The 13,642-nt window shown below is 65.4% G+C and carries 11 protein-coding genes; 9 read left to right on the top strand and 2 right to left on the bottom strand.

Annotated elements, in window-relative coordinates; all coding sequences use genetic code 11:
• Positions 1-355: 355 nt before the first annotated feature.
• The 4 genes from AB4Z51_RS35065 to AB4Z51_RS35050 all read left to right on the top strand — a co-directional run bounded on the left by AB4Z51_RS35065 (position 356) and on the right by AB4Z51_RS35050 (position 3,121).
• Positions 356-976 (top strand): TetR/AcrR family transcriptional regulator, encoded by a 621-nt coding sequence (locus AB4Z51_RS35065; RefSeq protein WP_085401326.1) that lies wholly within the window; start codon positions 356-358, stop codon positions 974-976.
• A 51-nt stretch (positions 977-1,027) separates the two neighbouring features.
• Entirely contained in the window at positions 1,028-2,221 is a 1,194-nt protein-coding gene (locus AB4Z51_RS35060) for an MFS transporter (protein WP_441498930.1), read from the top strand.
• 140 nt (positions 2,222-2,361) lie between these two features.
• Positions 2,362-2,781 carry a DUF4118 domain-containing protein gene (locus tag AB4Z51_RS35055; RefSeq protein WP_085401324.1) on the top strand — a complete coding sequence of 140 codons (420 nt, stop codon included), beginning with the start codon at positions 2,362-2,364 and terminating at the stop codon, positions 2,779-2,781.
• Positions 2,782-2,920: 139 nt separating this feature from the next.
• Positions 2,921-3,121 carry a hypothetical protein gene (locus tag AB4Z51_RS35050; RefSeq protein WP_244623442.1) on the top strand — a complete coding sequence of 67 codons (201 nt, stop codon included), beginning with the start codon at positions 2,921-2,923 and terminating at the stop codon, positions 3,119-3,121.
• A gap of 83 nt (positions 3,122-3,204) precedes the next feature.
• On the opposite strand, the gene AB4Z51_RS35045 is transcribed toward AB4Z51_RS35050, so the two are convergent.
• Both AB4Z51_RS35045 and AB4Z51_RS35040 read right to left on the bottom strand, forming a co-directional pair.
• Complete coding sequence (locus tag AB4Z51_RS35045; protein ID WP_441498929.1) at positions 3,205-5,595, bottom strand: TonB-dependent receptor; 2,391 nt, start codon at positions 5,593-5,595, stop codon at positions 3,205-3,207.
• Positions 5,596-5,981: 386 nt separating this feature from the next.
• A complete protein-coding gene (locus AB4Z51_RS35040) occupies positions 5,982-6,959 on the bottom strand; it encodes a LysR family transcriptional regulator (RefSeq protein WP_028148254.1) in 978 nt (325 codons plus the stop codon).
• 119 nt (positions 6,960-7,078) lie between these two features.
• Between AB4Z51_RS35040 and AB4Z51_RS35035 the strand changes: the two genes are divergently transcribed.
• The 5 genes from AB4Z51_RS35035 to AB4Z51_RS35015 are packed head-to-tail and all read left to right on the top strand — an operon-like array spanning position 7,079 to position 13,634.
• Entirely contained in the window at positions 7,079-8,116 is a 1,038-nt protein-coding gene (locus AB4Z51_RS35035; protein WP_085401322.1) for a class 1 fructose-bisphosphatase, read from the top strand.
• 12 nt (positions 8,117-8,128) lie between these two features.
• A complete protein-coding gene (locus tag AB4Z51_RS35030) occupies positions 8,129-9,004 on the top strand; it encodes a phosphoribulokinase (protein WP_063984965.1) in 876 nt (291 codons plus the stop codon).
• Between the two features lie 16 nt (positions 9,005-9,020).
• Positions 9,021-11,042 (top strand): transketolase, encoded by a 2,022-nt coding sequence (gene tkt / locus AB4Z51_RS35025; RefSeq protein ID WP_135216836.1) that lies wholly within the window; start codon positions 9,021-9,023, stop codon positions 11,040-11,042.
• A 14-nt stretch (positions 11,043-11,056) separates the two neighbouring features.
• A complete protein-coding gene (gene fba / locus AB4Z51_RS35020) occupies positions 11,057-12,142 on the top strand; it encodes a class II fructose-bisphosphate aldolase (protein WP_063984963.1) in 1,086 nt (361 codons plus the stop codon).
• Positions 12,143-12,173: 31 nt separating this feature from the next.
• Positions 12,174-13,634, top strand: coding sequence for a form I ribulose bisphosphate carboxylase large subunit (locus AB4Z51_RS35015; RefSeq protein ID WP_085401320.1), 1,461 nt, complete (start codon positions 12,174-12,176; stop codon positions 13,632-13,634).
• The last annotated feature ends 8 nt before the right edge of the window (positions 13,635-13,642 follow it).

The following is a 13,642-nucleotide window of genomic DNA, read 5'->3' as shown; positions in this document are numbered from 1 at the left end:
GCTGTGATTGAGCCGAGAGGCCGCGGCGTACTGGATTCCCCGCTTGCCGCCTACGCTAAAGCTTCGGCGGCCCTGGACCTCAGCCCCGGCGAAGCCTTGGCGTAGCCGGGTCGCGGGGAATGACAGTGGTATTTGGAGGACGACGCCGATGCCCCTTGCTCCGTCATTGCGAGCGCAGCGAAGCAATCCAGAGCCTTTCCGCGGAGGGATTCTGGATTGCTTCCGCCTTCGCTGAAGCTTCGGCGGACAAGTCGCTACGCTCGCAATGACGATGGGGAGAGAGCGTGCCCTCCATCCACCCCCATTCACAGCCACGTGCCTTGATTCGGGAACARTCATTCCCTATTATCCCGCAATGCAAAAAGCCGCGCGCCGTCCCCAGCCTGCTGCTCGTCCACCCGGCCGTCCCCGGGAATTCGACATGGACACTGCGCTCGACCGCGCCGTACGCGTATTTTGCGAGCGGGGTTATCATGCCACCTCGATCGGCGACCTGACCGCCGCCATGCGGCTTGCCACCGGCAGCGTCTACAAGGCGTTTCGCGACAAGCAGGCCGTGTTCCTGGCCGCTTTCGAGCGCTATGCCGTGGTGCGCCGGGAGCAGACCCGCAGCGCGGCCGCGCGCGGCGCCAACGGTCGCGAGCGACTGCGCCATATGTTGCTGTCCTATGTCGAGCACTCCCAGGGGATCGAGGGCCGTCGCGGCTGCATCGTGGTCGGCGGCGCGGTCGAGCTCGCCGCGCTCGATCCGGACGTCCGCGCCCGCGTCAACGCCCAGCTCGAGACCAACGAGGCCTTCATCGCCGGCCTCATTCGCGAGGGCCAGGCCGATGGCTCGATTCCCGCCCATGTCGCGACCGACGACACCGCGCGGCTGATGATCTGCATCACGCAGGGAATGCGCGTCGTCGGCAAGGCGCGCCTGCCGCTCGACGGCGAGCGCCTGGTCGGCGTCGCGATGAAACTGCTCGCCTGAATTTGTGTCATATTAGGGAATGATCATTCCCGATATCTGGAGTCTGTTGGAATGACGATGAATGCCACGATCGAGACCGCACCCGGGCCGGATGCGGTGTCGCAACGACTGACCTTCGTGCTTGCCGCGGCCTGTGGCATGGTCGCCGCCAACATCTACTACGCCCAGCCGCKGATCGCGCCGATCAGCGCCGCGCTCGGCCTCTCGCATGCGGCGGCCGGGCTGATCGTCACCATGACGCAGATCGGCTACGGCGTGGGGCTTCTCTTCATCGTGCCGCTCGGCGACCTCGTCGAGAACCGCGCGCTGATCTGCTCCGTCATCACGCTCGGCGCCGCGGCGCTGCTGGCCGCCGCGTTCGCCACCCACGCGCTGCCGTTCCTGATCGCCGCGCYGTTTATCGGCCTCGGCTCGGTCGCCGTGCAGATCATCATTCCCTACGCGGCACACCTTGCGCCGGAAGCCATTCGCGGCCGCGTCGTCGGCAATGTCTCGACCGGATTGATGCTGGGCATCATGCTGGCGCGACCGGTGTCGAGCTTCGTCACGGCAGCACTGTCATGGCACGCGGTGTTCTTCATGTCCGCCGCGCTGATGATCGTGCTCGCGGCGGCGCTGTGGACGACGCTGCCGAAGCGCAAGCCGGTTGCGCGCATGCGTTACGGCACGCTGCTGCTGTCGATGCCGCATCTGGCCCGGACCACGCCGCTGCTCCGGCGCCGCGCGCTCTATCAGGCGAGCCTGTTCGGTGCCTTCACCCTGTTCTGGACGGTGGCGCCACTCCAACTCGCCAGCGAATTCGGCTTCTCCCAGCGCGGCATCGCGCTGTTCGCGCTGGCCGGCGTCGCCGGCGTGTTCGCCGCCCCGATCGCGGGACGGCTCGCCGATCGCGGCCATAGCCGCATCGCGACGCTGGTCGCCATGCTGCTCGCGGCCGCCGGCTTCCTGGTGACTTATATCGGCGCGGCCGGCTCGATGCTGAATCTCGCCTGCCTGGTCGTGGCCGCGATCGCCATCGATATCGGTGTCCAGGGGAACGTCGTGCTCGGCTTCCGCGCCATCTTCGCGCTCGGGCATGAGCACCGCAGCCGCCTCAACGGCCTCTATATGGCGACGTTCTTCGCCGCCGGCGCTGCCGGCTCTGCGGTCGGCGCCTGGGCCTTCGCGCAAGGCGGCTGGACGCTGGCGTCGGCCATTGGCCTTGCTCTGCCCGTCGCCGGCTTGCTCTATGCGGCGACAGAGTAGCGGTACGATCGTGCCCGCGGCCGTTTACCAAGCCCTGGATACGTAGCCTAGCACCGTGCGATTTCCGTCTCGCGGTTTCCCTGCGGCTGTAGTACTTTGGTCGCAAGCGAGCCCGGTTAACGGGCGGCAGGGGGAGGCTGATGAGGCGTGCGGGACTGGTTGGCGTACCGCGAGTACGGCCATGGTCGTGGCAGGCGTTTCTGCTCGGATTTGTCGTCGTCGCCGTGTCGGCCGCGCTTCAAGGCGTCTGCGTCGCACTCGGCGCAAAGCTCTATTTCGCGGCGTTCCTGCCCAGCCTGTTCGTGCTCGGAATCGTCGCGGGCGCGCCGGCAGCGGCGTTCGCCGCGCTGCTCACCGTTCCGCTGGTGTGGTGGGCGTTCATCCCGCCGTTCTTCCAGTTCATGCCGCTCTCCAGCGCGGGCGCGGATTCCATCAACCTGTTCTGCCTGCTCGCGGTGCTCTTGATCGGCCTTGCCGATCTCTGCCGCGAGACGATGGCAATGATCAGCCGCGGTGGACTGAAGCCCTCGGGCGAGAGCACGGCAACGAATTCGCAATAAATCCGCTTCGCGCGGAAGCGGCGCGTTGCGCCGGCGCAACAGTCCGGCAACCATCCGCGAGCTTGGCGCGCGCCGCTAACTTTTCGAAAAAGATTTGGCCGCAATTTCTCCCCCGGGAATGACGAGGGAGTTTTTGAACATGAACGGTCACGCCATCTTTGAGAATGTGCGCCGCTATCGCGGCATCGCATCGCTCTATCGCCAGACCGCTGCATTCCGCCCGGGCCAGAGCTGGTCGCTTCTGGAGCAGGCGAGCGAATGGGAAGCGCGGGCGCTGTCGGAGCTGGAAGCCTATTTCGCCGCGCGCACGGATTACGCCGCCGTCCAGCGCGCTGCCTGATCGTTAACCATCACAGGTTTTTGTATCCATGACGAACGGCGCGAACGACACGCGATGGGACGCAGACGTTCGCGCCATAGCCGTCAGAACCGGTAGCTCGCCTGAACCCTCACGGTGCGGCCCTGGCCGGGCGAGATGTTGTTGTTGCCGTCGGCGGACGCCCAATAGCCGCGGTTGAAGATGTTCTCGACCGTGAGCTGCGCCCGCCAGTTGGCATCGATCGTGGCGTAGACGCCGGCATCGAAGCGCACGAAGCTCGGCAGTCTCACCGTGTCATCCGACGATGCAAAGGAATCGCCGAAATAGATGATGCCGAGCGCGGCCGCCCACATCGGCGTGAACTGGTACTTGTTCCACCAGGCGAACTGATTGTACGGCACGAGCTGCACGCGATTGCCCGGCACCACGGTCGCCGACGTCGCGCTGGTGATCTTCGCATCGGTATAGGCATAACCGAGCGTGGACTGCCATTGCTCGGTGACGTAGCCGACGAGGCTCGCCTCGAAGCCGCGCGTCAGCGTGCTGCCGGAGGGCAGGAAGAAGCCGGGATTGTTGCCATCCGCGATCGGTTGGTTGGTGCGGTTGAGGTTGTAGATCGCGGTCGAGAACAGCAGCCTCGGATTGATGTTCCACTTCATGCCGACCTCGGTGTTCTCGAACTTCTGCGGCTGCAGGATCAGCGTGCCGTCGTTGAGCGAGGAGAACTGGTCGCCGGAGGCGGGCAAATAGGAGATGCTGTAGGCGGTGTAGACCGACATCGTCTCCATCGGCTTGAGGAGGACGGCCGCTTGCGGCGAGACCAGATTGTCGGTGCGGTTGCGGTTGAGGTTGGTGTTCATGTCCAGCGCCGACATCTCGAAGCGGTCGAACCGCGTGCCCACGATGAGCTGGAGCGCGCGTGAGAATTCGATGGTGTCGCGCAGGTAGCCGGACTCGACGTTCAGCGCATATTTACTGTTCGAATCCGGTGTCGTGACGCCATCGGTGTTGGTGCCGGTGAAGTGGTGGACGAAGGTGACCGGTCCGAAATAGGTCGGAGCGAACGGGTTCTGCACGATCGTGTTGGTACCGTTCGGAAAGACGCCGGTGTTGCGGATGTCGACACCGGTTTGGCGGCCGAACTCGGTGCCGAAGCCCACGGTGTGCGCGATCGGCCCGGTCCAGCCCTTGTAGGTGAAGTCGGTCTGGTTGAAGAAATTGTCGCGGTTGGTCGTGTGCTGATAGGCGCCAAGGTTGACCGCGGTGTCGGCTGCGTTGAYGGCACCGGCGAGCGGCCCGCCGGTGGGATAGACATTCTGGTAGAACTTCTGGTAGTCGGCCGCCATCGTGCCGTTGCGCACCGACAGTCCGTTCTGGAAGTCGTGCTCGATGATCGCCATGCCGGTCTGCACCGTGGCTTGCGCGGTATTGAGGCTGGGGCTGCCGAAGAACGTCTGGAGATTGCCGTTCGGCGCGAACGGCGTCGTCGGATTGAAGCGCGTGACGCCGCCGGGAAGGCCCTGCGAGGGATTGCCGCGATCGGCGGTGCGGCCGTCGTGGTAATATTCGTAGGACAGCTTGATCTTGGTGAAGTCGTCGGGCTTCAGCGTAACGGTCGGGTTGATGCCGTAGCGTTCGAGATGGTTGAAGTCGCGGAACGCATCGCTGCCCTCGTAGAACACGTTCAGCCGGGCTGCCACGTTGTCGTTGACGGCTTGGCCCGCGTCGAGCGTGACGCGCCGGTCGCCCCACGAGCCCGTCTGCCCCGTCGCCTGGTAGATGCGGGTGCCATCGGCCTCCTTGAGGGTGCGGTTGAGCACGCCGCCGCCGGCGCCGCGGCCGAAGGTCAGGGCGCTCGGGCCCTTCAGCACCTCGATGCTTTGCGCGTTGTACAGGTCGCGGAAATATTGCACGTCGTCACGAAAGCCGTTGACGAAGAAGTTGGCGCTGGAATCGACGCCGCGGATGACGAGCTCGTCGCGATTGCCTTCGCCCTGGTGGACGGCGACGCTCGGGACGTAGCGCGTGACATCGGTCAAGCCCTGATAATTCTGGTCGCGGATCTGCTGCTGGGTGATGACGGAAAGCGATTGCGGGATGTTGACGATCGGCGTGTTCGACTTGGTGGCGACGGAGGTGCTGTTGGCGAAATAGCCGACGGTGCCGGTGCGCGCGTCCTGCGATGGCATGAAGGGCTGTGGCGCGGCGGTCGTCCCCGGCCGCCGTGCCGTTTGCGTCCGGYGGCTCCGCGTGCCGCTCGACCGGCGTACGGCCGAAGCGGGATTGGTACGGCGCTGTGCTTCCGGCGCGGTCACGGTGACGGATGGAATCGTCACGCCTTGTGCGGGCGTGGATTGCGCAAAGGCCTGCGGACTTGCGAAGAACGCAGCTGACGTCATCAGCGCGGTCAACACGCCTCCGATACCCGAAAAATTGCGCTTGGACATGTAGCTTGCGGCAGACAAAAGCTCTCCCGCGGCGGCGATGTGGCTCATCGCGCCCTCCCTGACTCTTTCAAAACTCGCCCGGATTCCCCATTGCACGGCCGGATGCGGGGCAAGGAGCATCCGTGCACGCGAAGTCACTGTGTGCATGAACAAAGTGACCGTGCGGCCATTCCGCGCAGGATGATTTGAATCGTTCGAAACTTGTCGGGTTCCAGGCGGTCACATGTTTCGGCGCGCCGGCAGGATCCGTGGCGACTACGGAGTTATCTCGGCGCCCGCGTGTGCTAGCAACAGGCCGATCGAGATCTCCTGCGTCGGCCGGGCCAAGCGATGACCACCTTCAACCGCATCTTCACGACGGAGCGTCTGCTCCAGATCATCGTCGTTCTGGCCGCGACGATCGCGATGAAGCTGATGGGGTGAGTATCGGCGGGCTATTGTCCGCCGAACTCGGGCACGTCGGGCAAATAGTTCGAGCCCTCGGAGCCGAGGAAATCGAACATCGCCTGCGCCGGTGGCAGCAGCACCTTGTCGCTGCGGCGGATCACGTACCATTGCCGGACGATCGGAAGGCCCGCGACATCGAGCACGATGAGACGACCTTCGGCGAGCTCATGCGCCACCGTGTGGGCCGAGATGAAGGCGATGCCGAGCCCGGCGATGACGGCCTGCTTGATGGTCTCGTTGCTGCTCATCTCCATGCCGATGATCGGCTCGAGATCCGATCTCTGGAACATGCCTTCCATCAGCGTGCGCGTCCCTGATCCCGGCTCGCGGGTGAGGAAGGTCTCGTGCACGAGGTCGGTCAGGTTGAGGCCGGAATCCTTCCCCAGCCAGTGTCCCTTGCGCGCGACGATGATGTGCGGATTGCGCCCGAGCTGACGCACGTCGACGCTGACGTCGGCCGGTGGCCGACCCATCACGGCGAAATCGAGATCGTAGCCGTGCATGGCCTCGCGGATCTCCTCGCGATTGCCGATCGTGAGCTTGATCTCGATCTTCGGATGCCGCTTCGAGAACGCCGCGATCGCATGCGGCACGAAATATTTCGCGGTCGAGACCGCGCCGAGATGCACCGTGCCGCCGGTCCGTCCAGCGAGCAGATCGAGCGCGCCCTGGCAGTCCATGATCGCGGCCTCGACGCGTTCGGCGAGCGCCAGCACCTCCTTGCCTGCCTCCGTCAGCAGCATGCCGTCGCCGGTCCGCTGCACCAGCGGCAGGCCGGCGAGGTCCTGGAGCTGCCGGAGCTGCTGGGTGACGGCAGGCTGGGTCAGGCCGAGCTGGCTCGAGGCCGCGGTGACGCTGCCCTTCGCCGAGAGCGCCGCAAGCGAGCGCAGCTGCCGGATCGTCAGATGCCGGAGCTGGGCCGCCGCATGGCCGGGGCCATTATAAGAAAATTCTTTGGCGCTCATTATGAATAGAAATTTTCCTTATTAAGCCGCCCCTGTCAATCTCCTCGCGTTAGGACCGACCGCACCGACCTCCAGCGGGGAGGGAACTGGATGCGGCGCCCGCAAGGGGATGGACGCAGATGACCGGGCAACTCAGGTTGGACGACCACCTTCAACGGTATTCCGAGACGGCGCCGCATGCGCTGGCAGTGGCAGCCGCAGTCGACGCCATCGCAGCGGCGGCGATCGAGATCGCCGACCTCATTGCCACCGGCGATCTCGCGGACGCATCGGGCCTGACCACGGGCCGCAACAGCGACGGCGATCTCCAGCGCGATCTCGACGTCCAGGCGGATGCGATCCTGCGCCGCTGTCTCAGCAGACTGCCGATCGCAGCGCTCGCGTCGGAGGAGATGCGCGAGCCGCAAATCGGCGACCGCGAGGCAAAAATCTGCGTCGCGATCGATCCGCTCGACGGCTCCTCCAACATCGACATCAACATGACCGTCGGCACGATCTTCTCGATCCTGCCTGCCCCGGATGACCTGGCTCTCGCCTTCCATCAGCGCGGCTCGGCGCAGCTTGCTGCGGGGTTCGTCACCTATGGGCCGCAGACCTCACTGGTGCTCACGCTCGGCGACGGCGTCGACATCTTCACGCTCGACCGCAGGGCGGGCTGCTTCCGCCTCGCGCGCAACGCCGTGCAGATCTCCGAGACGTGCGAAGAATTCGCGATCAATGCGTCGAACCGCCGCCACTGGGATACGCCGGTCCGCGCCTTCGTCGACGAATGTCTTGCCGGCGTCGAAGGGCCCGCCAACCACAATTTCAACATGCGCTGGATCGGTTCGCTGGTTGCGGAGGCCTACCGAATCCTCACCCGCGGCGGCGTGTTCCTCTATCCCTCGGACGCGCGCCCCGGCTATGGCGACGGCCGCCTGCGCCTCACCTACGAGGCGCACCCGATGGCCATGATCATCGAACAGGCCGGCGGCTCCGCCACGACCGGGCGCGAGCGCATCCTCGAGCTATCGGCGCAGAGCCTGCACCAGCGCGTGCCGCTGATCATGGGCTCGAGCAACGAGGTGCAGCGCGTCGAGGAACTGCATTGCGATCCGCTGCTGGTCGCCAGCATCTCCGCACCGCTGTTCGCGCGGCGCGGCTTCTTCCGGCTGTGAGCGAGGCGACCCATGTCCAGGAAGCATCCGATCATCTCCATCACCGGCTCCTCCGGCGCCGGCACCACCTCGGTCAAGAAGACGTTCGAGCAGATCTTCTTCCGCGAGAAGGTCAACGCCGTCTACATCGAGGGCGACGCCTTCCATCGCTATGATCGTGCCGAGATGCGCACGCAGATGGCGCAGGAGGCCGAACGCGGCAACAAGCATTTCAGCCATTTCAGCCCCGAGACCAACCTGTTCGAGGAGCTGGAGCGTGCCTTCCGCGACTATGGCGAGACCGGCACCGCGACGACGCGGCACTATGTCCATGATGCCGAGGAGTCCGCACTGCACGGTACGGCGCCCGGGACCTTCACCGAGTGGGAGCGGCTGCCGGAAAACTCGGACCTGTTGTTCTACGAGGGCCTGCACGGCGCCGTCGTCACCGACAAGGTCAATGTCGCGCGCTACGCCGATCTCAAGATCGGCGTCGTGCCGGTCATCAATCTCGAATGGATCCAGAAGCTGCACCGCGACCGCAGCGCCCGCGGCTATTCGACCGAGGCCGTCACCGACACCATCCTGCGGCGGATGCCCGACTACATCCACTACATCTGCCCGCAATTCACCGAGACCGACATCAACTTCCAGCGCGTGCCGACGGTGGACACCTCCAATCCGTTCATCGCGCGCTGGATCCCGACGCCGGACGAATCGATGGTCGTGATCCGCTTCAAGAATCCGCGCGGCATCGACTTTCCCTATCTGCTGTCGATGCTTCCCCACAGCTGGATGTCCCGCGCGAACTCCATCGTGTGTCCCGGCGCGAAGCTCGATCTGGCGATGCAGCTGATCCTGACGCCGCTGATCATGCAGTTGATCGAGCGCAAGCGAAATCTGAAGTGAACAGGGAGAGAATTCGATGAACATCTCCGTCCACGCTGAAGCCGACATCACGGCAGTCACACACAACGATCTCGCCAATGCCGTCCGCTTCCTCGCGGTCGACGCGATCGAGACCTCGCAGTCCGGCCATCCCGGTCTGCCCATGGGCATGGCCGATGTCGCGACCGTGCTGTTCTCGCGGTTCCTCAAGTTCGACTCCGCGCACCCCAACTGGCCGGATCGCGACCGCTTCGTGCTGTCGGCGGGGCACGGTTCAATGCTGCTCTATGCGCTGCTGCATCTCACCGGCGGCGACGTCAGCCTGGACGACATCAAGGCGTTCCGGCAGTGGGGCTCGAAGACGCCGGGCCATCCGGAATACGGCCACACGCCGGGTGTCGAGACCACGACCGGCCCGCTGGGGCAGGGGATCGCGACCGCGGTCGGCATGGCGCTCGCCGAGCGCATGGCCAATGCACGGCACGGCGACGGCCTGGTCGATCACTTCACCTATGTGATCGCGGGCGACGGCTGCCTGATGGAAGGCATCAGCCAGGAGGCGATCTCGCTCGCCGGTCATCTCCAGCTCGGCCGGTTGGTCGTGCTGTTCGACGACAACGGCATCTCCATCGACGGGCCGACCTCGCTGGCCACTTCCGATGATCAGCTCGCGCGCTTTGCGGCGTCCGGCTGGTCGGTCCGCCATGTCGACGGCCACGACTCCGAAGCGGTTGCGCAAGCGATTGCCGAAGAGCGTGAGAGCACAAAACCGTCGCTGATCGCCTGCCGCACCATCATCGGTTATGGCGCGCCGGACCGCCAGGGCACCGAGAAGGCGCATGGCGCGCCGCTCGGCACTGAGCAGACGGCAGCGGCGCGCCGGACGCTCGGCTGGGACTACCAGCCCTTCGTGGTACCGATCCCGATCCTCAAGGCATGGCGGATGATCGGACAGCGCGGGCAGGTCGAGCGTCTTGCCTGGCTCGACCGCTACGAAGGCGCGACGGCCGCGCAGCGTGAGCTGTTCATCGAGGGCAAGGCCGTTGCCCTGCCGGAGGCCTATGCCCAGGCCTCGGCGAAATTGCGCGAGCGCTTTGCCAGCGAGCGTCCGAAGCTGGCGACGCGGCAAGCCTCGCAACAGGTGCTCGACGGCATTGCCGGGACAATTCCCGGACTGGTCGGCGGCTCGGCGGACCTGACGCATTCGAACCTCACGCATGCCAAAGCGCAGACTCCGGTGGCGCGTGGTGCGTTCGCCGGCGGCTACATCCACTACGGAATTCGCGAGCACGGCATGGCCGCCGCGATGAATGGCCTCGCGTTGCATGGCGGATTCATCCCCTATGGCGGCACCTTTCTCGCCTTCTCCGACTACAGCCGGCCGGCGATCCGTCTTGCGGCGTTGATGCGGCTGCGCGTCATCCATGTGATGACCCACGACTCCATCGGTCTTGGCGAGGACGGTCCCACGCATCAGCCCGTCGAGCATCTCGCGGCGCTGCGCGTCATCCCGAATCTTCTGGTGTTCCGCCCCGCCGACGCGGTCGAGACGCTCGAAGCCTGGGACTGCGCGCTTGAGGCGGAAGATCGCCCCTCCGTGCTGTGTCTGTCGCGTCAGGCGCTGCCGACATTCCGCAGCGACGTGCGCGGCAGGAACCGTGTCGCGCGCGGCGCCTACCTCATCGTCTCGCCGGACGGCGGTCGCGACGTCACGTTGATGGCGACCGGCTCCGAAGTCTCGATCGCGCTGGAAGCCGCTCGCCTGCTCGCGACGGAACACATCCGCGCCGCCGTGGTCTCCGCGCCCTGCTTCGCGCTGTTCGAGGAACAGCCGGAGGACTACCGCGCCTGTGTGCTCGGCACCGCCCCGCGCGTCGGCATCGAGGCCGCCGTAGTCGGCGATTGGCATCGCTGGATCGGCACTGACGGCGAGTTCGTCGGCATGCGGGGCTTCGGCGCCTCTGCGCCGGCGCCCGTGCTCTACCGCGAATTCGGCATCACGCCGCAAAGCATTGCCGAAGCCGCCCGGCGGGCGATCACCCGCGCCGGCAAGCCATAACAGGAGGAATCTTCGTGGCCCGTATCACCCTTCGTCAGCTGCTCGATCACGCCGCCAACCACGGCTACGCGGTGCCGGCGTTCAACATCAACAACATGGAGCAGGGTATTGCGATCATGCAGGCCGCGGCCGAGGTCGATGCGCCCGTGATCATCCAGGCCTCGCGCGGCGCGCGCAGCTATGCCGGCGATCTCATGCTCTCGCACATGATCGACGCGCTGGAGCGGACCTATCCGGACATTCCGCTCTGCATGCACCAGGACCACGGCAATGACGAGGCGACCTGCGCCTCCGCCATCGCCCACGGCTTCACCTCGGTCATGATGGACGGCTCGCTCAAGGCCGACGCCAAGACCGCCGCCGATTACGACTACAATGTCGACATCACCCGCCGCGTCGTCGATCTCGCGCATTGGGTGGGCGCCTCCGTCGAAGGCGAGCTCGGCGTGCTCGGCTCGCTCGAGCATGGTGGCGGCGAGCAGGAGGACGGCCACGGCGTCGAGGGCAAGGTCAGCCACGACCAGCTCCTCACCGATCCCGACCAGGCCGTCGACTTCGTCCGCGCCACCAAGGTCGATGCGCTCGCGATCGCGATGGGCACGTCTCACGGCGCCTACAAGTTCAGCCGCAAGCCTGATGGCGACATCCTGGCGATGCGGGTTGTCGAGGAGATTCACCGCCGCCTGCCGAACACGCATCTCGTGATGCACGGCTCCTCTTCGGTGCCGCAGCCGCTCCAGGACATGTTCAACCAGTTCGGCGGCGAGATGCCGCAGACCTGGGGCGTGCCGGTCGAGGAGATCGTCCGCGGCATCAAGAGCGGCGTACGAAAGGTCAACATCGACACCGACTGTCGCCTGGCGATGACCGCGGTGTTCCGCAAGGTCGCCGCGCAAACGCGCTCCGAGTTCGATCCGCGCAAATTCCTCAAGCCTGCGATGGATGCGATGCGCGAGCTCTGCCGCGATCGCTTCGAGCAGTTCGGCACCGCGGGCCACGCCAGCAAGATCAAGGTCATTCCCTTGAGCGAGATGGCGCGGCGCTATCGCGCCGGCGAGCTCGATCCGCGCATCGGCGCCCGCGAGTCGGTCGCCGCCTAATCATTCAGAGAGAGAAGAGCAGGAGAGAGCCATGAATGCACACGCAGGAACCGTCCGGGGCAAAGAGCGCTATCGATCGGGCACGATGGAATACGCGCGCATGGGCTATTGGGAGCCCGACTACACGCCGAAGGACACCGATGTCATCGCGCTGTTCCGCGTGACGCCGCAGGAGGGCGTGGACCCCATCGAGGCGTCAGCGGCGGTTGCCGGCGAATCCTCGACCGCGACCTGGACGGTGGTGTGGACCGATCGCCTGACCGCTGCGGAGAAGTATCGCGCCAAGTGCTACCGTGTCGATCCGGTGCCCGGCACGCCGGGCTCGTACTTCGCCTACATCGCCTATGACCTCGACCTGTTCGAGCCCGGCTCGATCGCCAACCTGTCGGCCTCGATCATCGGCAACGTGTTCGGCTTCAAGCCGCTGAAGGCGCTGCGTCTGGAGGACATGCGCTTCCCGGTCGCCTATGTGAAGACGTTCCAGGGGCCGGCGACCGGCATCGTGGTCGAGCGTGAGCGGCTCGACAAGTTCGGCCGGCCGTTGCTGGGCGCGACGGTGAAGCCGAAGCTCGGCTTGTCCGGGCGCAACTATGGCCGCGTGGTTTACGAGGCGCTCAAGGGCGGGCTCGACTTCACCAAGGACGACGAGAACATCAACTCGCAGCCCTTCATGCATTGGCGTGACCGCTTCCTCTATTGCATGGAGGCCGTGAATCGCGCGCAGGCGGCGTCCGGCGAGGTGAAGGGCACCTACCTAAACATCACCGCGGGGACGATGGAGGACATGTACGAGCGCGCAGAGTTCGCGAAAGAGCTCGGGTCGTGCATCGTCATGATCGATCTCGTGATCGGCTACACCGCGATCCAGTCCATGGCGAAATGGGCACGGCGCAACGACATGATCCTGCATCTGCATCGCGCCGGTCACTCGACCTATACGCGGCAGAAGAGCCACGGCGTGTCGTTCCGCGTCATCGCGAAGTGGATGCGGCTCGCCGGCGTCGACCACATCCACGCCGGCACGGTGGTCGGCAAGCTCGAGGGCGATCCCAATACCACGCGCGGCTATTACGACGTCTGCCGCGAAGACTTCAACCCGACCAAGCTCGAGCACGGCCTGTTCTTCGACCAGCACTGGGCGAGCCTGAACAAGATGATGCCAGTCGCCTCCGGCGGCATCCATGCCGGCCAGATGCACCAGCTGCTCGATCTCCTTGGCGAGGACGTCGTGCTGCAATTCGGCGGCGGCACCATCGGCCATCCCATGGGCATTGCGGCTGGCGCGATCGCCAACCGCGTGGCGCTCGAAGCGATGATCCTCGCCCGCAACGAGGGGCGCGACTACGTCCATGAAGGTCCAGAGATCCTGGCCAGGGCGGCAGAGACCTGCACGCCGCTGAAGGCTGCGCTCGAGGTCTGGAAGGACGTCAGCTTCAACTATCAATCCACCGACACGCCGGACTTCGTGCCGACCGCGTTGGAAACCGTTTGAGGAGATGA

Source organism: Bradyrhizobium sp. 2TAF36 (genome assembly GCF_052114925.1).
Lineage (GTDB): Bacteria > Pseudomonadota > Alphaproteobacteria > Rhizobiales > Xanthobacteraceae > Bradyrhizobium > Bradyrhizobium barranii.
Note: the sequence above shows the minus strand (reverse complement) of the source record. Positions and strands in the feature narration are given on the sequence as shown.

Bases quoted from the DNA above. Each gene is read 5' to 3' on its own strand.
- tkt (WP_135216836.1), top strand. From the start codon at position 9,021: ATGAACATCTCCGTCCACGCTGAAGCCGACATCACGGCAGTCACACAC.
- AB4Z51_RS35055 (WP_085401324.1), top strand. From the start codon at position 2,362: ATGAGGCGTGCGGGACTGGTTGGCGTACCGCGAGTACGGCCATGGTCG.
- AB4Z51_RS35040 (WP_028148254.1), bottom strand. From the start codon at position 6,959: ATGAGCGCCAAAGAATTTTCTTATAATGGCCCCGGCCATGCGGCGGCC.
- AB4Z51_RS35035 (WP_085401322.1), top strand. From the start codon at position 7,079: ATGACCGGGCAACTCAGGTTGGACGACCACCTTCAACGGTATTCCGAG.
- AB4Z51_RS35050 (WP_244623442.1), top strand. From the start codon at position 2,921: ATGAACGGTCACGCCATCTTTGAGAATGTGCGCCGCTATCGCGGCATC.
- AB4Z51_RS35030 (WP_063984965.1), top strand. From the start codon at position 8,129: ATGTCCAGGAAGCATCCGATCATCTCCATCACCGGCTCCTCCGGCGCC.
- AB4Z51_RS35065 (WP_085401326.1), top strand. From the start codon at position 356: ATGCAAAAAGCCGCGCGCCGTCCCCAGCCTGCTGCTCGTCCACCCGGC.
- AB4Z51_RS35015 (WP_085401320.1), top strand. From the start codon at position 12,174: ATGAATGCACACGCAGGAACCGTCCGGGGCAAAGAGCGCTATCGATCG.